This window comes from Arthrobacter sp. zg.Y820, assembly GCF_030125555.1.
Taxonomy (GTDB): domain Bacteria; phylum Actinomycetota; class Actinomycetes; order Actinomycetales; family Micrococcaceae; genus Arthrobacter_B.
In genome coordinates this window covers 176,676-197,070 of record NZ_JASKLX010000008.1, presented here as the reverse complement: position 1 = coordinate 197,070, position 20,395 = coordinate 176,676, and the positions used below count along the sequence as shown (strand labels likewise).

Below are 20,395 nucleotides of genomic sequence, written 5' to 3'. Positions count from 1 at the left end.
TCCCTCCGGCCGGGGCCACCGGATTCCCGCCGTCCGGGTTGCCGTGGGCCTGTTTATTCCGCTGCTGGTGCTCATCCTGCTGGGCCGGACCGACCTGACCCTGTGCGCCATCTTCGGCTCACTGACCGGCGTGTTCGGCCGCACCGAACCGCACTGGCGCCGGCTGCGGCACCAGGCGCAGTCCGGCGTGCTGATGTGCCTGACCGTCGTGGCGGGCGTGTCCATGTCGATCGCGGGACGCAGCGACTGGGAAATGGTTGCCGCCGCCACACTGGTGGCCGGCGGAATATCCGTTGCGGCCGACCGACTTCGGGTGCGTCCCGCGGGCCCGTTTACCTATATCTTCGCGTTCACTGCAACCGCCGCAGCACCGTTTGCCGGCTCGATCGGGGAAGCGGCGCTGGCCGTGGCCGGCAGTGCCCTGACCGCGGTGCTGCTCGGTGTCGCCGGCCGGCTTCATGCCCGGACGCACACGCCCCGGACGCACCTGCCCCGGCTTGAGCGGCAATCAGCCCCGGCCCCGGATTGGGCCGGCATCTTGGTGCACTCGGGACGGTATGTGGCCGCGGTAGCTGCGGCGGGTTCCTTGGCCCTGGTCCTCGGTCCCGGGCACAGCTACTGGGCGATGCTCGCCGCCTGTGCGCCGATTGCCGCAGCGGATGCGGCCGATGCCCCGGCCCGGGCCGGACACTTCATCCTCGGGACCTATGCCGGGGTGTTGCTGTCGGCCCTGCTGCTGCAGCCGGACTGGTCGCCCGTGCAGTTGGCGATTCTCCTGGCACTCCTGCAGCTCGGCGGTGAGATCTACGTGATCCGGCACTACGGCCTTGCCATGGTGTTCCTGACTCCGGTGGCCCTGCTGATGACGGGATTCGTCTCCACGCAGCCGGCGTGGGACCTGACCGTTGACCGGGCGGTGGAAACCACCATCGGAGCACTGGTTGCCGTCGTCGTGATCGCGCTGACCACCGGGAACGGTGCGAAGTGGATGACCCGAATGCGGCTGGCGGCAACCCGTTAGCTGAGCAACCATGTCTCTCGAGCAACCAAGTCTCTCGAGCAACCCGGTTCCCGGATGCCCGATCGTTGATTTGGCCCGCAGCGGGCCGAACCGGGTTCCGCAGCCGGGTGTTTCGATGGGACCGCGGCTAGACTTCCGGGATGACGGAGCCTCCCCGGATCCTAGTCGTGGAAGATGACCGCAGCCTGGCAGGCATGCTGGCGGAGCTCCTGAAGTCGGAGGGCTACCAGGTGACCCTGGCCTTTGACGGGCAGCGCGCCCTCCACGAGGGTCTGACACATTCCTTCGATGTCCTGCTGCTGGACCGAGGATTGCCCGGCGTTGAAGGCCTGGACGTCCTGACCCGGCTGCGCAGCCGCGGCGTGCTCACACCGGCACTGGTGCTTTCGGCGCTGGGAAATCCCGCCGACCGGGTGGAAGGGCTGGACCGGGGCGCCGAAGACTATCTCGCCAAACCCTTTGACGTCGATGAGCTGCTGGCGCGCCTGCGCGCGCTGCGGCGCAGGAGCGCGGCGCTGACCCCCGTCCTGCCGGTGCCTGGGGGAGTCCTGGACACCACCGGCCGCACCGTCACGACCGACACGGGCGAGGTGGTGGTGCTTTCGGACCGGGAGGGTGCACTGCTGGAGCACCTGGCCCGGCGCCCGGGACAGGTCTTTCCCCGCGTTGACCTCCTGGATGCTGTCTTTCCGGACGCGGATGACGACGGCGTCGTGGATACGTATGTGCATTATCTTCGGCGCAAGTTGGGCAAGGGAATCGTGCTGACCGTGCGCGGCATCGGTTACCGGCTCGGTGCCCGGACATGAAGCGGAGATGACGCGGACATGAGGTGGCCGTGAAAGGCGACCGGGCCGGTCGGGTCAGTCGGGCCGGCCAGACCAGCCGGGCCAGCCGGGAGCAAAGTGAATTAAGCCGGGCGTCCCTGCGTCTCGCCGTGCAGTTCACTGCGCTGGTCGTGGTGCTGCTGGGCCTGGCCGGCACCCTGGTCTACGGATTGGTGGCCACCCAGACGCGCGAGGCGGCGGAGCAGACCCTGGCATCAGCGGTGGAGTTTGATTCGCCCCGGGAGGCGCCGCTGGACGTGTTCCTCGCCGTGTACGACGACGGTCGGCTGGCCGTGTCCCGCAACATGCCCTCCGGGCTTCCGGACACGCAGTCGCTGGCCCAAGTGGCCGCTACCGGCCTGGATCGCAGGGACACGGTTGCGGCAGGGAGCCGCACCTATGAGGTCCTGACGGTCGAGCGCCGCGGAGACGTTGTCCAGGCTGCCGTTGACACACATGATGCCACCGAACAGCTGCGCCGCCTGGCCCTGGCACTGGCGGTTTCCGTCGCGGCGGCGGGCCTTGCGGCCGGAGCCGTCTCAGCGCTGGCTGCGCGAGCGGCGATGCGTCCAATGGCCGAGGCACTGGCCCTGCAGCGCCGGTTTGTCGCTGATGCCAGCCATGAACTGCGCACACCGCTGACGCTGCTGAGCACACGGACACAGTTGCTTCGGCGGCGGCTGGCGGCTGACCCGGCCGGCTCGGCGCCTGCCCCGGAGGCTCTGCAGGCAGCGGACGACGTCGTCGCCGACACCAAGGTGCTGACAGGCATCCTCGAAGACCTGCTGATGGCGGCAGATCCGCGGCAGTCCGGTCCGGCGGAACCCGTCAACCTGGTTGCACTGGCCCGGTCCGCCGTCGGCTCCCTGGAGCCGGAGGCGCGGAGGCGGAACCTGACGCTGGAGTTCGATGCGCCGGCCCCGGAAGTGACAGTCCTTGGCGGGCAGTTCGCCCTGCAGCGAGTCTTTACGGCGCTGGGGGCCAACGCTTTGGACTACGGCCGATCAGTCGTGCGGTTTTCGGTTCGGAGCGACAGCGGGGAGGCTGTGATTCGGGTGTCCGACGACGGCCCCGGTTTTCCGCCCGGCTTCAGCCGGCATGCCTTTGAGCGGTTTGCATCGGCGCGGAGCCGGGACCGGCAGGGAGCCGGCGATGATTCCGAAGGCTCAAAGGGCGGGGACGGCTCCTCAGCGCAGCCGCGGCACTATGGGCTCGGGCTGGCACTGGTTGCGGAGATTTCCGCCCGATACGGCGGCAGCGTCCGTGCTTTGCCGGCCGGCGCCGGTGAACGTGCCGGTAACGAAGCAGATTCCGGCGGCGTCGTGGAAGTCCGGCTGCCGCTCGATAACAGCATCCGCGGGCGGCGGACCAGGTGGGGGAGGCTGCGCGGACTGCGGGAGCGGAACTAAGAATCCTCGAAGAATCTGATCCGAGAATGGAAGCGTCAGCAAACCACTTTCGGAGGTGAAGATTACGATGGTTTTCCGGGACAAGACCACGGTTCTCCGGGACAAGGCCAGAGGGCCACTTGGGTGGATACTCGGCGTCGTCGGCGGTCTGGCGCTGCTGGTCGGCTCCTTTTTTGCCGGCGTGGCCACCGCGGATACCTCAGGGGACCAGGAACAGGCCTCGGTTACCGAGCAGGAAGTCCAGCGGGAGCAGGACACGGACAAACAGGGCGCCGAGGACCAGGACGCCGAGGACCGAAGCGCTGAGGACCAGGACACCCGGTCCGAGAGCCGTCCGCGACTCGACGACGAGGACGCAGACGCAGACGCCAACGCAGAGGCCGACGGCGAAGCCGAAACCGAAGCCGATACCGATGGGGACGGGCGCCCCCATAAGCATCACCACAGAGGCGACGACGGGATTCCGGGCGACGGAGACGAGCCTGGGAACGGTCCTGCCGAAGACGGAGACAAAATCCGAGGCGATGGCGACGGTCCTGCTGACGACGGCGACGGCCCCGCCGGCGATGATGCTTCCGGCAAGGAGCCGAAAACTCAGGACGACGCTGAAACTCAGGACAACACTGAGCAGGACGCCCCGACCACCTAAGGCAGTCCGACACGGGACACCGGAAACGGAACGTCCGGACGGAACGTCCGGACAGAACGTCTGGACAGAACACCCGGACACGCAAAAACACCCGGCCAAAGGGCCGGGTGTTTTTGGTGGAGCTGCCGGAGGACGAGCCGTTCACTTCCCGCCCTCCGGCGGGATTGCTACTGCGAAATTACGCTACGCGGTAGTAGACGGCGCCGGAGCCGACGTTAGCGCTCTGCTCAACGGTCTGGTTGCCGTTCCATCCGCTGTGGATGGCCTGTCCGTTGCCGGTGTAGATGGCAATGTGGGCAAAGCCCATGCCGCCGTCGGCGTAGAAGGCGATGTCGCCGGGCTGCGGGTCAGTGACCGGGGTTCCGTAGGCAGCAAGCTGCGCCGGGGACAGGTCGCCAACCGAGTGGCCGGCTGCCCGGAGGGCAACCTCAACCAGGACGGTGCAGTCCTGCATGGCGCCCATCTGGGACTGAGCGGATGCAAGCATGATCTGGTTGGTGCCGGTTACGGCAGCAGGAGTCACGGCGGACGCCTGGGTGCTGATGCTGCTGAAGTCGGCTGCAGCAGGCTCGGCCGCGGGGGCCGGAGCAGCGGCAACAACAGGAGCGGCAACAGGAGCAGCAACAGGAGCTGCGGCGGCGCCACCGGCGTAGGTGATGACATCACCGGGGTAGATGATGGAGTCCAGCGCAAGGCCGTTCTGCGCCAGGATGTCGTTCAGGTTGACGCCGTACGTTGCAGCAATCTTGCTGAGCGTATCGCCGGACTGAACCACGTGAGTGGATCCTGCAGATGCCGGGGCCTCAACGGGAGCGGTTACAGCGGCGGGTGCGGCTACAGGGGCCGGTGCGCTGTAGGACTCGGCTGAGTCGTTGGCGATGACGCCGGCCGAGGCCGGAGCGGCCATGCCGAGCAGCAGAGTGGAGCCTGCGGCCATGACGGTAGCGGCGCTGCCGATGGTGCGTGCTTTGCCGTTGGTGGCGTTGGCAACTGCGGCCAGGAGCCCGGCGTTGTTGGCACGGTGGCGTCCACGAGTGTTATTGAAAGACAATGAGTTACCTCTCCCGATACCTGCGAGGTGAGCTGTCGGATGCGGATGGGAGTCACCCGGTCAGCTAAAGAAACCTTCGGCTGACTTAACCCCAAGGATTCAAAGGAACCCGTTTATGGTTCCCCCGCCTCTGCCGAAGTGTTTATATCTGTGGACCTTGACCAGCGGCAGAGCTAGGTAACAAGCCAAGGGAGCCGCTTCAGATAACGGCACGACCACTACGCTACAAGACGATTACGCAAAGGTAACTATTTAGTAACGGAGCTCGCATTTTCACCTGGGTGCCGCCTCTTGGTAATTGCAGCCCGGAGCGGCCTGGACCGGAGGGATCAGGCGGGCGAATCGGTCTGGCGTACGACGTTGGCTGTCGCGAAGTTGCCAAAGCCCTGAACCAGTTCGCCGGGAGCCAGCCTCAGTCCGCGGGCGAGCCCCGTTCCCCTAAGGACAGCACCGCGCTTCTCCGCCGGATTTGAGCGGAAGTCTCCGCCGTCGGCGAGAACCACTGAATCCGCTTCGACGGCACCCATGATCTGTGAGCCGGTGCCAAGCACTGACCGGCCGGTCACCACGGGCCCGTTGGCCAGCCGTGCGCCGTCGCCCACTGCCACGGCATGGGTCCGGCCCGCCTTGAGCTGGACTCCGCCGGGCCCCAGCGTGATTTCGGAGCCCAGGAGGAGCATTCCACCGTGCTCGGCGGTGAGAAAGGTGCCTGGATGGAAAACATTCCGGTGTCCGATAACGCAGGAACTCTGGTCATCCACCTGGATAACCACTCCGGGATACAGCACATTGCCTTCGCCGAGCTGAGCTCTTCGTGAAATCAAGGTCGATGACGGGTCGAGTATCTGCTGGGTAGCGCACAGCTGCAGGACTTCCGCGACGGTGAGGAATCCTAAATCCTGGCGAATGCTGTCGGCATCGGTTCGCTGAGGCGCTGGCATAATTCTTCTCTTCTTTCGTGATCTGGCCGGATCGCAATATATCAACGCGCTGGGAGCACTCTTAGCCTACCGTCCTTGCCCGGGTGCTGCGGCGGCAGAACGCCCGGCGGCGCGGAAGTCGGCCGCTCGGCGGGCAGGTTCGGTGCCGACGGAAACAAAAGGCGTGAAAAGACACGAAAAATCATCCCCGGTGAAATGCAACCTGGTCCCGGCGAATTCATCAGGTGATGCTCCGGGACGGCAGGCGGGCTAGGACCGCAGATAGGCCAGGGCAGCCAGGACCCGACGGTGCCCGTTGTCCAGCGGCGAAAGTCCCAGCTTCGCGAAGATGTTGCCAATATGCTTGCTGACGGCGGTCTCTGAGACTGAAATTGCCTGCGCAATGGCGGCATTGCCGAGCCCCTCGGCCACCAGCCCCAGCACCTCGAATTCCCGCGGGGTCAGCGACCGAATGGGATCCTGGGTGCTGCGTCGGCTGAACAGCTGCGCAATGACCTCCGGGTCCATCACCGTTCCGCCGTCCAGCACCCGCTTTAGGCCGTCCACAAAGTCGCCGACCTTGCCCACACGTTCCTTGAGCAGGTAGCCCACGCCCTGCGCGCCGGAGGCAAGCAACCGCCCGGCGTAGCGGTCCTCCACATAGGCGGAGAGGACGAGCACGGGAAAATTGGGCACCCGGGAGCGGAGTTCCAAGGCCGCACGCAGGCCTTCATTGGTGTACGACGGCGGCATCCGCACGTCCAGCACCGCACCGTCGGCGCTCCCCGGCTCAAAGGCCGCAAGCAGGTCCTCGGCGTTGTCGGCGGAACCGACCACCTCGAATCCTTCGCCCTGCAGCAGCAGTTCCAAGCCCGCCCGCAGAAGGGCGTCGTCTTCGGCTATCAGAAGGCGCATGGCAGTTCTACCCTCACAACAGTGGGCCCTCCGTCGGGGCTGGCCAGGACCAGCTTGCCGCCGAAGGCCGCCGCCCGCCGGGCGATCCCGGCCAGTCCCGTGCCCGAGCGGCCGGCGGCCTCAGCCGACCCTGCGGTCTCAGGCGAACCTGCCCGCGCGCCGCCTCGGCCGTCGTCGTTCACTTGGATCACCAGAATGTCCTCCCGCGGCGATGATTCGGTTTGCAGAACCACGTCAATCCGTGACGCGTCGGCGTGCTTTGCCGCGTTGGTCAGGGCTTCAGCGAGGACAAAGTACGCTGCCGCCTCCACCGCGGCGGGAGCCCGCCGCAGGCCGCTGGTATTCAGGGAACACGGAACCGGTGACCGGCTGGTCAGCGAAGCGGCGGCCCCGCCCAGCCCCAGTTCGTCCAGGACCGGCGGATAAATATCGTGTACTGCCGCCCGCAGGCCGGCCAGGGCTTCGGCGGCGGCATCCTGCGCGCGCCCAAGAAAAGGCATTGCCGCCGCCGGATCCGTTTCGGCAGCCCGCTGTGCCAGCCCGAGCATCATGACGACGCCGACGAGGCGGTTCTGCGCGCCGTCGTGCAGTTCCCGCTCGATGCGCCGCAGTTCCGCCGCGTGGGCGGCGAGGGCATTGGCCCGGGCAGCGGACAGGTCGGAGATGCGCCGGGACAGCTCCGCGAACCGCCGGGGGGACAGAATGCCCAGGGTTGCGTCGCTGATCCGTCGCGCCATCCAGGGCAGCAGCAGCCAGGCGGCGACGGCGTAGCCCAGTCCCAGCAGGATCATCAGGAGGGCGTCGGTCCAACTTGTGACGGCGACTGTCAGCTCCAGCGGCGCTTCCGGCGGAAACAGGGGCCAGAAGGGGGCGGCCACCACGTACAGCACCGCACCAACGGGCAGCGCGAGAGCGAGGGCGGCGGCCGGCACGGCAAACGCGCAGTGGAACAGAAGCCAGGCCACATCACGGCGAGTCTCCGGAGAGCTGAGCAGGGCGGCCAGCTCAGTGAAGGAGTGCCGGCCGGTGAGGCGGCGCCGGTCAAACGGAAGAACCGCGGAAGAGAATCCGGCTGCGCGTCCCTGCGCCCGGGCGGCCACCCGGTTGAGCATTTCCAGGAGGCTCGGAACGGCGTACAGGCCCACGCCCAGGGCGACGAACGGAAGCAACACGATGCCGGCGAGCAGGATGCCCAGCGACGCCAGCCAATACCCGCCCTCGCACACCAGGAACCGCAAATCCCGGGCACGGGTCTCCAGACTGGTTCTGCTCGGGAAGCTCACCCGTTGAATTATGCCCGACGCCGAAACGGCTGTCGGTATAGCCAGCTATACCCCGGATTGGGGTGCTGGCTGTATCGGACCTCGGGTTCGTCCTCCGTAGCGTCGAAGGCAGCACCTGCACCGCGGATCACAACCTCCGTTGAAGACCTCCACCGCCGATAAGAACCGCCGACCAAGGGATGAACCCATGTTTTCCGATGCCGCAGAATTCTCCGGCCCCGCTGCCCTGCAGCTGCAGGGCGTGTCCAAAAGCTACCGTTCCGGCACCGCGGGCGTGCCGGCCCTGCGGGAGGTGTCGCTGGCCGTTCCGGCCGGAACCTTCACCGCGGTCATGGGGCCCTCCGGGTCCGGCAAAAGCACGCTGCTGCAGTGCGCCGCCGGTCTGGACACGCCGGACAGCGGCCGTGTCCTGCTGGGCACCACCGAGATTTCGCGCCTGGGCAGCAAGGCACTGACCCGCTTCCGCCGGGATCATGTCGGCTTCGTGTTCCAGTCCTACAACCTGCTGCCCCAACTGTCAGTGGTCCGGAACGTCACGCTGCCGCTGCTGCTGGCCGGGCGCGGCACCGACTCCGCCTGGCTCGACTACGTTATGGACGCCGTGGGTCTGGCCGGGCTGGGGGAGCGGAAGCCGCAGGAACTCTCCGGCGGGCAGCAGCAGAGGGCGGCGATCGCGCGGGCGCTGATTACCCGCCCGGACGCTGTTTTCGCCGACGAACCCACCGGCGCTTTGGACTCCGGCACGGCACGCCAGGTGCTGGACCTGCTGCGGCACACCGTCTCGGTCCTGGGACAGACGGTTGTCATGGTCACCCATGATCCGGTGGCGGCCGGCTCTGCTGACACAGTCATTTTCCTCGCCGACGGACGCCTCGACGGCAGCATGAGCGGTGCCACCGCCCGCGACGTCACCGAACGCATGGCCTACCTGGGGGAGCGCTGACATGTTTGCTCTTGCCAAAGCATCCATCCGGCACCACCGCGGCGGATTCGCCGGGGTTTTTGTGGCCGTGTTCCTGTGCGCCGGGCTCATCACGGCCATGGGCGTCCTCATCGAAACCGGGCTTCGCGGCGGCACGGCCCCGCAGCGGCTGCAGGGCGCCGACGTCGTAGTGGGCGCCCCGCAGGCGCTGCCGGTGGTGGAGGACATGGACGCCCCCTTCGCCGAACGCGTCCTGCTTCCCTCCGGTGCGGTCGCTGACATACGCGCCGTTCCCGGGGTGGAACGGGCGGTGGGCACCATCGAGCTTCCGCTGGCCACCACGGACGGTACGGCGGTTTCCGCGGCTGCCTGGGAATCGGCTGCCCTGGCACCGTACAGGCTGTCCTCCGGGAAGCCTCCGCAGCAGGCCACCGACGTGGTGGTGGACGGCTCCTTTGAAGCGGTTCCGGGCAGCCGGCTCGTCCTTGCCCACGGCGGCGTTCCAACGGAATACACGGTGTCCGGCATCGCCGCCCCGGAGGCGGGGGATACCGGCTCGGCGTCCCCCGCCGTCTTCTTCAGCTCCGCGGGCGCGGCGGCCCTGTGGCCGCACGGCGAGACGGTGGCGACGGTGGGCGTGATAACCGAGCCCGGCGTCGAGCCGAAACAGCTCGCGGCTGCCATCGAGGCGCAGGTGACGGGCGTCGTGGGCTACATCGGCGACCGGCGCGGTGACGTGGAGAACCTCGGCGGATCGGCTGCCCGGTCCGCGCTGCTGCTGTTCAGCGGCTCGTTGGCCGGGGTGGCCCTGATGACCGCGGTCTTTGTCACCGCGGGCACCCTCTCGCTGTCCGTCCTGGGGCGCCGGCGGGAGTTCGCGATGCTGCGGGCCGTCGGGGCCGGGGCAAACCAGACACTGGGCATCGTGGTCCGTGAAGTCCTGCTGGTTTCCGGCGCCGCTGCCGTCCTGGGTGCGGTTCCCGGCTACTGGCTTGCCGGTTTCCTGGGGGAGCGGTTCACTGCGGCCGACGTCCTTCCGGAATACTTCCAGCTGGCCTTCAGTCCGCTTCCGGCGCTCGCCGCTGTCCTGATCAGCATCGCCGCAGCGGTCGCTGCCTCGCTCGTCGCCGCCCGCGGAACGGTCCGCGCGGCACCCACAACAGCGCTGCGTGAGGCGGTAACGGAGAAATCCTCTCTGGGCCGTGGGCGCGTCATCACCGGCCTGACCCTGCTGGGCGGGGGTTTGTTCGCGTCAGCGGTGCCGGTTGCCGTTCCGGGCGCCGCAGGATTGGCCGCGGCGGCCTCCGGCATCCTGCTCCTGGTGATCGGCGCCGGCGTCCTCGGCCCCTGGCTGGTGACCGGCGCGCTGAAACTGGTGCAACCACTAATGCGCCGCCACGCCTCCGCTTCCCTGGTCCTGGCGGAGGCCGCTGCCAGCGCTTTCCCGCGCCGACTCGCCGCAGGGATCGTTCCCCTGACGCTGGCGATTGCGCTCGGATCGGTGCAGTTCTTTATGCCGGCCACGATTGAAACGGAGGCCAAGCGGCAGTCCGGCGACGGAATGGTGGCCGGGTACCTGGTCAGCGCACCGGGTTCGGGGATCTCCAACGAGCTCGCCGAAACGGTGGCTGCGGTCCCCGGGGTGGGAACCGTCTCACCGGTGGCCCGTTCCGCCATCCTCGCCGAAACCCGGTTCCTGGGAATGGAGGACGGCATGCAGTCCTACGCCGTTCAGGGCCTGACGCCGCAGGATCTGCACGGTGCCCTGGACCTCGATGTGCGGGAGGGGTCCCTGGACCGGCTGGCCGATCCGGGAACCGTAGCCCTGAGCGCGGACCTGGCCCGGGAATCCGGCACGGCGCCGGGCGGGGAGTTTTCCTTCCACTACGGCGACGGAACCAAGGCGACCGCCGTCGTCGTCGCCACCTACGAGCGGGGACTGGGGTTCGGCGACGTCGCGGTGGCCAATGACACGCTGCGCAGCCACATCACCACTGGCCTGAACGACTACTTGCTGGTCACCGCTGAGCCGGGAACGGATCCCGGGGGACTGAACGCCGCGGTCAGCGATCTTGGCCTGACAATCCTGGACCGGGAGGAGCTCGGCGCTGCCGGAGCCGCGGAGCGGAACGCCGAGTCGTGGGTTTCCATTCTGGCGATGCTGGTCCTGCTGGGATATCTGGGCGTGTCAGTGGTCAACACTCTGGTGATGGCAACGGCCCGGCGCCGGCCCGAGATGCTGCTGCTGCGCACCTTAGGGGCCTCGGACGCGCAGCTGCGCCGGATGACCGGGCTGGAATCGGTTGCGGTGGCGGGAATCGCCGTCGTGCTGGGAACGGCGCTCGCAGTGCCGCCGCTGATGGGCATTGCGGTCAGTGTCTCCGGGCAGCCGTTGCCGACCATTCCGCCGCTGGCCTATCTGCTGCTCATTGGCGCAACGGCGGTCCTGGGGACGGGATCCATCGCGGTGGCCACGCGTGCCGCGCTGCGGCCGGAGCGGGCCGGCTGATTTTGGCCGGTACGATCAGGAGCGGTGCCACCGCCGGTACCGTCGAAACCCTGAACCTGGTGCTCGACGACGTCGTCCCGCAGCCACAGACGGCCGTTAGCACGCTCTCCCAGAAAGAATTACGCTGCTCCGGAGCCCGGCAGGCCGCCGGTTTCCGGAGCAGGCCACTGTCATGACCTTCCAAACTTCTCCCGCCGCAGCCACGTCAGCAGCCGCCGCAGCAGCCACCTCCGGGCGGCAGCTGCTGCGCGCGGGCCTGCGCCGCAACCGCCGACGCCTCGTCCTTTCCTCACTGCTGATCATGGGGCACCAAACCTGCGAAGCGCTGGTCCCCGTGGCAATCGGCTGGACGGTGGACCTGGCGGTCGTGAGCCGGAACCCCGGAGTGCTGGTGCTCTGCCTGGCGGCGCTGACCGCGTTGTTCCTCACCCTGACCATGTGCTGGCGCTGGGCCGCGCGGTACGCCTACGGCGCCGCCCAGGACGAAGCGCACACGCTCCGTTCCGAGCTGGCCGGGCACTTCCTCCGGCACCGGCCGCGGGGAGCTTCCCGGCCCCGGGGCGAACTGCTGTCCATCTCCACGTCCGACGCCGATGTGGCCTCCCAGGCGGTTGCCTATGTCTCCGGACTCTGGGGCGCGGCCGCCGCCCTGGCTGTCAGCTGCGGCGTCCTGCTCAGCATCGACGTCCGGCTGGGGCTGCTGCTGGTGGGAGTCGCCGTGGGAATTACCGTCGGGCTGAACCTCGTCTCTCCGCTGCTGTCCCGGCGCACCGCCGCACAGCAGGAAAGCCTGGCCGCCACGTCCGCGCTGGCCGCTGACCTGCTCGGCGGGCTGCGCGCGCTGCACGGCCTCGGCGCGCAGCAGCAGGCGGCCGCCAGATACCGGAACGTGAGCCGCCGGGCGCTGGCGGACGGCATCCGCTCCGGCAATACCCGGGCCGTCCAGCTGGCCGCGACCGCGCTGGGCAGCACCCTGGTTCTTGCGGTGGCCGTGGCTGCAGCCGGCCTGCTGGCCCTGCGCGGAGAGATCTCGCTGGGCGGCTTCATCGCTGCGGTTGGCGCGGCGCAGTTCATTGCCGAACCGCTCGGCCACGTGGGGATGTTCCTGCAGCAGCGGGCCGCCGCACATGCCGGTGCCGACCGGATCGCCGCAGTGCATGCCGAGCCCGACGCCGAGCCTTCCAGCGGCTCGGACCAGCCGTTCCGTGACCAGCTCGTTCCGGATCTCTCCATCCGCACCGCTGACGGCCGGGAGCTGCTGCACCTGAAACCGGGTGAAATGGTGGGCCTGGTTGCCGATGCGCAGAGCGTTGAGCTGCTCTACGGTCTGATCGGCTCCGCGGTGCCCACATCCCGAGTCCATCTGGAGCCCCACCACTGCGACCTCTTCGCCGGAACTGTTGCGTCGAACCTGGCCCTCGCGGGGACGGGCGCGGGGACAGGCGCCGGGTCAGACACCTTCGCCGCCGAAACACGCCGGATGGCGGCAGCCCTGGCAGCCGCCCACGCCCACGACGTGGTGGCTGCCCTCGACGACGGTCTGGACTCACGCGTCACCGAGCGGGGGCTTTCCTTCTCCGGGGGCCAGCGGCAGCGCCTGGCACTGGCCCGGGCGCTTCACGCCGATCCGCCGCTGCTGGTGCTGAGCGATCCCACCAGTGCCGTGGATTCCGTCACGGAGCAGAGCATTGCCCGCGGCATTCGAAGCCTGCGCCACGGCCGGGACGGCGGAAGGGTCACCGTGGTGGCAACCGCCAGTCCGGCCCTGCTGGCGCTGACCGACCGTGTCGTCCTGCTGCGCGGCGGACACGTGGTTGCCGCCGGCACCCACCTTGAACTGCTGGATGGCAGCTCCGACTACCGAAAGGCGGTGCTGCGATGACCGCCGGACCGGACGCCCTGAATTCCGACCTGAAGTCCGTGCCGGACACCCATCCCGGTGCCATGGACCCCGGCGCCCGCACGGGGCAGGGAGCAGCCGTTCCGCTGCCGATCGCCGGACGGCGGCAGACGCTGGCGATGCTGGACGGGCAGTTGCGCTCGATGCCTGTCCTCGCCGCCGCCGCGCTGCTGCTGTGCCTGGCTGCCGCGGGCTGCGGCCTGGCGGCGCCCTGGCTTATCGGGGCGATCACCAACACCGTTCTGGAGGCGATGACGGCGGGCCCGGACGCTGCGGGTGCGGCGGAAGACCGGCTGATCGGGCTGGTGGCCGTCCTGGTCGCCGCCGGCGTGGCCGCGGCGGGACTGACCGCCGTGAGCGCCGCCTGTGTGTCCCGGCTGGGGCAACGCCTGCTGGCCGGCATGCGCGAAACGGCCCTCACCCGGGCGTTGGAACTGCCCGGGGAAACCGTGGAAGCGAGCGGCCACGGTGACGTGCTGAGCCGGGTGGGCGACGACGTCGCCGTCGTCAGCCAGGCCGTGACCGCGCTGCTGGCACCCTGGATCGGCGCCGTCCTCACCGTGGTGCTCACTGTTGCCGGGCTGGCCGCGCTCGACCCCAGACTGGCGCTGGCCGGGTTGTGCGCCGTTCCGGTCTACTACTTTGCGCTGCGCTGGTACCTGCCGCGCGCGGCACCCCGCTATGCCGCCGAGCGGGTCGCCTTTGCCGAACGCGCCGAGGTGGTCACGGCCTCGCTGGCCGGGGTGGCCACTCTGCAGGCCTACAGGGCGGAGGAGGCATACGCAGGAAAGATCAGCACCGCCTCGGCAAAGGCCCGCGACATTTCCCGCGGCGCTCTCTGGTTCTACACGGGCTGGAGCAAGTGGCTGAACATTGCGGAGCTTACCGGGCTGGGAATGATCCTGCTCACCGGCTTCCTGCTCTCCTCGGCCGAGATCGTCACCGTGGGAGCCGTAACGGCGGCCGCCCTGTACTTCCACCGGCTGTTCAACCCGCTGGGGATCATCATTTCCAGCTTCGACGAAATTCAGTCCGCAGCGGCCAGCCTGGCGCGCATTGCCGGCCTGGCCGGAGCGGAGGCCGGACCGGGCACAGCCAAGCGCAAGCCTGCCGGAGCACCTCAGCCTGCCGGCTCCGGGGGAGGGACGGCAACAGCGGACCTGACGGCAGCCGGGGAAGTGGCGGTGGAGAACCTCACGCACCGGTACGGCAGCACCACGGTCCTGGACAACGTCTCGCTGACCATTGCCGATCGGGAGCACATCGCCCTGGTGGGGCCCAGCGGTGCCGGGAAATCCACGCTGGCAGCCCTGATCGCCGGGGTGCTGACCCCGGCGGAAGGGGCCATCCGGCGCGGCCCGGCAGTCCCGAGCGGGCCGACCGGCCCGGACACAACGGCCCGGGAAACGCCGCGGACAGTGCTTGTGGCGCAGGAACCCCATGTTTTCGCCGGACCGCTGATCGACGATCTGCGGCTGGCCCGGCCGGACGCGACCGCCGCCGACGTCGACCGCGCCCTGGAACTGGTGGGCGCAGCACCCTGGGTGGCGGCCCTGGAGAGAGGAACGGCAACGGTTATCGGCGAGTCGGGCCACGCCCTGACTCCCGGGCAGGCCGCGCAGCTGGCGCTGGCCCGCGCGTGGCTGGCGGATCCGGCGGTGCTGATCCTGGATGAGGCCACGGCGGAAGCGGGCAGCGCCGAGGCCGGAGTGCTGGAAGCGGCAGCCACCGCCGTCATGCGGGGACGGACAGCAGTGGTGGTCGCACACCGCCTCACCCAGGCCGCCGCCGCCGACCGCGTGATCATGATGGACGCCGGCAGAATTCTCGAGCAGGGCAGCCACGCCGAGCTCCTGGCGCACCGCGGCGCCTACGCCGGGCTCTGGGCGGCGTGGCAGCGCTAGCAGATGGAACACCCGCCGGGCGGGATGCGCCCGCCGTCTTTGGGGTCCGGATAGGATTGCAGCTCGGGCAAGACCCGGCCCCATCCACATCCCACCGTGAACAGGATTTCTCTCTTTTGAGCCAAAACCCGCCTTCCGCCGTCTCCTCGGAACCGCTGCCGCCGGAGCCGCAGCCCCCGTCCCACGCGGCGTCAGCCACGAAAACAACCGGGACAGCAGCCGGCAAAACACGCCGCGCCGGACGCGTTCCCGCCCCCGATGCACTGGATTCGCGGACCAAGACAGTGATCGCGCTCCTGCTGGTCTCGTCCTTCGTGGTCATCCTGAACGAAACCATCATGAGCGTGGCCCTGCCGCGGCTCATGGCTGACCTGAACATCACCGCCGGCACCGCCCAGTGGCTGACCACCGGTTTCATGCTCACCATGGCCGTGGTCATTCCCGCCACCGGTTTCCTGCTGCAGCGCTTCTCCATGCGGGGCCTGTTCATGACTGCCATGTCCCTGTTCAGCACCGGAACCCTGCTGGCCGCACTGGCTCCGGGATTCGGCACGCTGCTGGCCGGCCGCGTCATCCAGGCAGGTGGAACCGCCATCATGCTGCCCCTGCTGATGACGACGGTCCTGAACGCCGTCCCCGCCCACCGGCGCGGACGCATGATGGGCACAATTTCAATCGTCATCGGGGTGGCCCCGGCCATCGGCCCCACGGTCTCGGGCATCATCCTCAGCGTTCTGGACTGGCGCTGGATGTTCTGGCTGGTCCTGCCGATCGCCCTGCTCTCCCTCGTGGTGGGCGCGCTGAAGGTCCAGAACCTCACTGAAACCAAACGGGTGCCGTTCGACGTGCTTTCGATCGTGCTGTCCACCTTCGCGTTCGGTGGGCTGATCTTCGGCCTGAGCAGCATCGGCGAAGCCGCCGAGGGCAAGGCACTGATGCCGCTGTGGATTCCGATTACCGTCGGTGCCTTGGCGATGGCCGGATTCATCTCCCGGCAGCTGGTGCTTCAGCGCACCGACCGGGCGCTGATGGACCTGCGCACCTTTGCCAGCAAGCCCTTCGTCGTCGCCATTGTCCTGTTTGTGGTCAGCATGATGGCCCTGTTCGGCTGCCTGATTGTCCTGCCGCTGTACCTCCAGAACGTGCTGGGCCTGAGCACCCTGAACACCGGCCTGCTGCTTCTGCCGGGCGGCGCCGTGATGGCGATTCTCTCGCCGATCGTCGGCGGGCTCTTCGACAGGTTCGGTCCCCGTCCGCTGGTCATTCCCGGCGCCGTGGTCCTTAGCGCCGCCCTGTGGGGCATGACGACGCTGGACGAAGGCAGCCCCGTCGTAGTCGTGATCGTCCTTCATTGCCTGCTGAACACCGGCCTCGGGTTCATTTTCACCCCGCTCTTCACTTCGGCGCTGGGCTCACTGCATAAGTCGCTCTACTCCCACGGCAGCGCGATCATCAACACCGTGCAGCAGCTGGCCGGAGCCATCGGCACCGCGGTCTTCATCACCCTGATGACCACGGGCACCACGGCGGCACTGAGCGACGGCGTCGCTGCTGTCCCGGCCGCGGCCGCCGGCGTGCACACCGCCTTCTTCTGGGGCGCAGTCATCTCCCTGGTGGCCGTGGCAGCGTCATTCCTGGTCCGCCGGCCCACCAATGAACTGCCCGACGGCGTGGCCATCCACTAAGGCGGTCACTGCCTCCGGCGGCCGGTGATTTCGGGCAGCAGTGCCCGCAGTGACCGGCCCCGGAGCGCGCCCAGCCACACTCCCGCACCGTAGGCCAGATCGTCGAGGCGTCGGGCGGCGGCAAAGCGGAGGAGGTCCAGGTCCGCTCCGGTGCGCAGATATTCGACGGTGGTGTCAGCCAGCGCTGCCGCCAGCACCGCCCGCCGGAGGCGGCGTGAAAGCAGGCAGCCCGCGGCGGCCAGCGGCCACCAGTGCCGCAGCAGCAGCGCCGAGGTCTGCCCCAGCGCGGCGACGGCGCCCCGCCCCGCGAGCGAAACGCCGAGAAGAATCGGATGCGGGCTGCGCCGCAGTTTGCCGGCCAGGCGAAGCGCCGTAAAGGCGGTCAGTGCTGCTGCAGCGGGCAGCGACCAGCGCCGCTGCGCCAAAAGCGCCGCAACCAGAGCGGCACTCCACGGCGAGAGAACCGCCGGAGCCACGTTGGATCCGTGCCGGAGGGCCAATTCGTGGGCTCCCGTGCCGTAAAACGCCTTCCGCACCAGCCACGGCAGCAGTTCCCTGCGGTGCTCATGCCGCGCCGCGACGGAGGCCTCGTAGCGAACGCGCCAACCCCCGGCAACCAAGTTCCAGACCAGATCCACGTCCTCGGCGACCCGGAGTTCCGGGCTGAAGCCGGATCCCAGCGCGTCCACCCGTCCCACCAGGCAAGCGGCTGGCAACCACGACACGGGTGAGCGGGGATGAACCAGCGAGGAACGGGTTCCCAGATCCAGCGAGGAGCGTGAATCCTCGTACCGGCAGATCCAGCCGGCGTCCGGCCCCGCGTTCCAGCCCAAGATGCGCGGCGCGGCCAGCGCCACCTGCGGATCGGCGAAGTGGCGCAGCAGCATCGGCACCGTCTGCGGATCCAGCACCATGTCCGAGTCAGCAAACACCACAAAAGGCGTCAGAACCCGGCGCAGCCCAGCATTGCGGGCGACGGCGGGTCCGCCGTTCACGGCCAACGGAACATACTGCGCACCGTGGGCGGCCGCCGTGACGGCGACGGCGTCAGCGTCCAGGGAGGCGTCGTCGACCACTATCACCGCCTTGCCCGACCCGATGCTTTGCAGCAGTCGGTCCAGGGCTTCGGGCCGGTCCCGCACCGGCACCACATACGTCACTAGCTCAGGATCCACATCCGGCAGCGATGCCAGTACAGGCTCCGCCATGCCAAAACCGAGCAGCTTGTCCACCAATGCCCGGGAACGCCGGTCCACCACCGTCAACTCCCGGTCCGCCAGCAGCGTCTGGGCCGCAGGGCCCAAAAACAGCACCCGGAGCGGGGCGCCTCCAGTCAGGACGGTTCCCCGGCCGCTGACCCGGACACCCCCGGCCAGCCGCACCCGGAACCCCGGCGGCAGCGCGGTCATATGGCCGCTCCGGCGGACTGCAGGCAGCCGTGCCGGTCCGCCGCTCCCGCCATCCGCGCCAGCACCGAGGCCACGGCACCATGCAGCAGGTCGGCGCCCTCCGCCGCGGAGGCGCCCTCGGGATTGCCCAGGATCCCCGACGCTGACACCGCAGCCACCCCGCCGGCGGCCATGGCCGGCATTAGGTCGGCGAGGGCTGCGGTATTGCCCCGGACAGCCCTTCCGGTGTCCACGGACTCCGGAACCAGATGCAGCATCAGCGAGGTCTCGGTCCGTCCGGCGTGCGCGTCGACGGCGCCGGCCAGGCAGGGAACCCAGCTGACAGTGTGCCCTTCTCCGGTCAGCCGGGTAACGGCGCGGGCCAGGGCGGTGGTGTTGCCGCCGTGCGCATTCACGAAAATGATGCGCCCGGCCCAAGTGGACAGTGACCGCACCAGCTCAATCACCACGCTTTGCAGGGCGTCAGTGCCCAACGACACAGTGCCGGGAAACTGCTGGTGCTCGCCACTGGCGCCGTAGGGCAGGGCAGGAGCGACGACGACGCGGCCCTGGCGCTTCTGCCCGCCCAGTTCGGCGGCCACGCCCCGGGCCACGGCTGCCGCAATGACGGTGTCGGTATCCAGCGGCAGATGCGGGCCGTGCTGCTCGGTGGACCCCGCCGGAATCAGCACCGTGGCGCCACCGGGCACATCCGGCCAGGGCAGCGCCGCCAGCTCTTCCGGAAGATGGACCTCCTGCATTCAGGGCTCCCGGACCGGCAGCGACATCCCCAATGCGCGGGTGAACCCCGGCGGGATGACCAAGTCCCGGGTGCTGAGTTCGTGGATCGAGGAATGGCCCAGCCCGCGCAGCGCAGAATCCAGCCCGCCGTGCAGGATTTCCAGGACATTCTCCACGCCGATTTGCCCGTTCGCAGCCAGCCCCCAGAGGTAAGCGCGGCCAATCATCACGGCCCGCGCGCCCAGGGCCAGAGCCTTGGCGACGTCGGACCCGCGCCGGATTCCGCCGTCGAGCAGTACCTCCACTTGGTCGCCGACAGCCTCGGCGACCGAGGGAAGGAGCCGGATCGTCGCCGGAGTGCCGTCGAGGTTGTTGCCTCCGTGGTTGGACACGGAGAGCGCGCTGACGCCGATATCCACGGCCCGGCGCGCGTCATCAACCCGGGAGACGCCCTTGAGCATGAACGGTCCGCCCCACGCCTCCCGCAGCCAGGCGACATCCTCCCATGTGGGAGGGGGAGTCTGCATCCACTCGCCGTAGGCGCCGAAAAATGTGGGTGCCGCACCCCCGGGCGGTGTGACGTTCGGCGCGGTAAGGTCCGGTACCCGGCCTGATTTGGCGAAGTCCAGCAGCCAGCGTGGATGGGGCAGGACTTCAGGAGCGAGCCGTGCCATTGCCTTAACGGTCATCTTCTCTGGGATAACCGGGCTGCCCCAGTCGCGTCCGTTGGAGAAGGACCAGTCCAGGGTGGAAATCAGGCCGGTGGCACCGGCGGCCCTGGCCCGTTCCATCCGCTGCAGCATCACCTCCCGCGTGCCGCTCCAATACATCTGGAAGAACAGCTGCGAACCGGCGGCAGCCACCTCCTCCACCGGTTTGCTGGCAAAAGAACTGAGGCTCATGACGGTGCCCCGGGCGGCGGCGGCCCGTGCCACCGCCACCTCGCCGTCCGGATGCACCGCCTGCACACCGGTGGGGGAGATAATCACCGGCAGGGAGATTTGGTGGCCCATGACCGTGGTGGAGAGGTCTCGCTTGGCGGTCTGGCCGACCACATGCGGAGCGAACCCCAGTTCGGAGTAAGCGGCAATGTTGTCATCAACGGTCACCCCGCGTTCGGACCCGGCCACCAGGGCACCGTAAACGGACTTTGGGAGCCTTCTTTTGGCGCGCCGCTGCGCTTCGGCAACAGTTTCAAACCATGGGTTCCTGAACATGGCATTTCCTTCCTTCGGTGAGACTGGGCAGGGCTGGGGCGGAACTGGGCAGGG

At 68.6% G+C, this 20,395-nt stretch carries 16 protein-coding genes and 1 riboswitch; of the genes, 9 read left to right on the top strand and 7 right to left on the bottom strand.

Features of this window, described 5'->3' with window-relative positions; genetic code table 11:
- Nucleotides 1-43 precede the first annotated feature (43 nt).
- The 4 genes from QNN99_RS08455 (at nucleotide 44) to QNN99_RS08440 (ending at nucleotide 3,906) form a co-directional block, all read left to right on the top strand.
- Entirely contained in the window at nucleotides 44-1,021 is a 978-nt protein-coding gene (locus tag QNN99_RS08455; RefSeq protein WP_229966021.1) for an FUSC family protein, read from the top strand.
- Nucleotides 1,022-1,161: 140 nt separating this feature from the next.
- Nucleotides 1,162-1,830, top strand: a complete 669-nt coding sequence (locus tag QNN99_RS08450) for a response regulator transcription factor (protein WP_229966020.1) — start codon at nucleotides 1,162-1,164, stop codon at nucleotides 1,828-1,830.
- 128 nt (nucleotides 1,831-1,958) lie between these two features.
- The gene (locus QNN99_RS08445; protein WP_229966019.1) at nucleotides 1,959-3,257 is read left to right on the top strand and encodes a sensor histidine kinase; all 1,299 of its coding nucleotides are present in this window, start codon (nucleotides 1,959-1,961) and stop codon (nucleotides 3,255-3,257) included.
- 55 nt (nucleotides 3,258-3,312) lie between these two features.
- Nucleotides 3,313-3,906 carry a hypothetical protein gene (locus tag QNN99_RS08440; protein ID WP_229966018.1) on the top strand — a complete coding sequence of 198 codons (594 nt, stop codon included), beginning with the start codon at nucleotides 3,313-3,315 and terminating at the stop codon, nucleotides 3,904-3,906.
- 178 nt (nucleotides 3,907-4,084) lie between these two features.
- Here QNN99_RS08440 and QNN99_RS08435 read toward each other — a convergent pair whose 3' ends face one another.
- The 4 genes from QNN99_RS08435 to QNN99_RS08420 all read right to left on the bottom strand — a co-directional run bounded on the left by QNN99_RS08435 (nucleotide 4,085) and on the right by QNN99_RS08420 (nucleotide 8,075).
- Nucleotides 4,085-4,957, bottom strand: a complete 873-nt coding sequence (locus QNN99_RS08435) for a C40 family peptidase (protein ID WP_229966017.1) — start codon at nucleotides 4,955-4,957, stop codon at nucleotides 4,085-4,087.
- A 3-nt stretch (nucleotides 4,958-4,960) separates the two neighbouring features.
- Nucleotides 4,961-5,107, bottom strand: a riboswitch (cyclic di-AMP (ydaO/yuaA leader).
- 179 nt (nucleotides 5,108-5,286) lie between these two features.
- On the bottom strand, nucleotides 5,287-5,898 hold the full coding sequence (locus tag QNN99_RS08430; protein WP_229966016.1) for an LbetaH domain-containing protein: 612 nt from the start codon (nucleotides 5,896-5,898) through the stop codon (nucleotides 5,287-5,289).
- A gap of 249 nt (nucleotides 5,899-6,147) precedes the next feature.
- Nucleotides 6,148-6,792, bottom strand: a complete 645-nt coding sequence (locus tag QNN99_RS08425; RefSeq protein WP_229966015.1) for a response regulator — start codon at nucleotides 6,790-6,792, stop codon at nucleotides 6,148-6,150.
- The gene (locus tag QNN99_RS08420) at nucleotides 6,780-8,075 is read right to left on the bottom strand and encodes a sensor histidine kinase (protein ID WP_229966014.1); all 1,296 of its coding nucleotides are present in this window, start codon (nucleotides 8,073-8,075) and stop codon (nucleotides 6,780-6,782) included. The genes QNN99_RS08425 and QNN99_RS08420 overlap by 13 nt, the downstream gene beginning before the upstream one ends.
- A 187-nt stretch (nucleotides 8,076-8,262) precedes the next feature.
- Between QNN99_RS08420 and QNN99_RS08415 the strand changes: the two genes are divergently transcribed.
- The 5 genes from QNN99_RS08415 to QNN99_RS08395 all read left to right on the top strand — a co-directional run bounded on the left by QNN99_RS08415 (nucleotide 8,263) and on the right by QNN99_RS08395 (nucleotide 16,995).
- Nucleotides 8,263-9,018 carry an ABC transporter ATP-binding protein gene (locus QNN99_RS08415; protein ID WP_229966013.1) on the top strand — a complete coding sequence of 252 codons (756 nt, stop codon included), beginning with the start codon at nucleotides 8,263-8,265 and terminating at the stop codon, nucleotides 9,016-9,018.
- A gap of 1 nt (nucleotide 9,019) precedes the next feature.
- Nucleotides 9,020-11,506, top strand: coding sequence for an FtsX-like permease family protein (locus QNN99_RS08410; RefSeq protein ID WP_229966012.1), 2,487 nt, complete (start codon nucleotides 9,020-9,022; stop codon nucleotides 11,504-11,506).
- Nucleotides 11,507-11,678: 172 nt separating this feature from the next.
- The gene (locus QNN99_RS08405; RefSeq protein ID WP_229966011.1) at nucleotides 11,679-13,388 is read left to right on the top strand and encodes an ABC transporter transmembrane domain-containing protein; all 1,710 of its coding nucleotides are present in this window, start codon (nucleotides 11,679-11,681) and stop codon (nucleotides 13,386-13,388) included.
- Nucleotides 13,385-15,310, top strand: coding sequence for an ABC transporter ATP-binding protein (locus tag QNN99_RS08400; protein ID WP_229966010.1), 1,926 nt, complete (start codon nucleotides 13,385-13,387; stop codon nucleotides 15,308-15,310). The genes QNN99_RS08405 and QNN99_RS08400 overlap by 4 nt, the downstream gene beginning before the upstream one ends.
- Before the next feature lie 116 nt (nucleotides 15,311-15,426).
- Nucleotides 15,427-16,995 (top strand): MDR family MFS transporter, encoded by a 1,569-nt coding sequence (locus QNN99_RS08395; RefSeq protein ID WP_442860496.1) that lies wholly within the window; start codon nucleotides 15,427-15,429, stop codon nucleotides 16,993-16,995.
- A gap of 5 nt (nucleotides 16,996-17,000) precedes the next feature.
- Here the strand turns inward: QNN99_RS08395 and mftF are convergent, their stop codons facing one another.
- The 3 genes from mftF to mftD are packed head-to-tail and all read right to left on the bottom strand — an operon-like array spanning nucleotide 17,001 to nucleotide 20,341.
- Entirely contained in the window at nucleotides 17,001-18,404 is a 1,404-nt protein-coding gene (gene mftF, locus QNN99_RS08390; RefSeq protein WP_229966009.1) for a mycofactocin biosynthesis glycosyltransferase MftF, read from the bottom strand.
- Nucleotides 18,401-19,144, bottom strand: coding sequence for a mycofactocin biosynthesis peptidyl-dipeptidase MftE (gene mftE / locus QNN99_RS08385; protein WP_229966008.1), 744 nt, complete (start codon nucleotides 19,142-19,144; stop codon nucleotides 18,401-18,403). Before mftE ends, mftF begins: the two co-directional genes overlap by 4 nt.
- Complete coding sequence (gene mftD / locus QNN99_RS08380; protein WP_229966007.1) at nucleotides 19,145-20,341, bottom strand: pre-mycofactocin synthase MftD; 1,197 nt, start codon at nucleotides 20,339-20,341, stop codon at nucleotides 19,145-19,147.
- Nucleotides 20,342-20,395 lie beyond the last annotated feature (54 nt).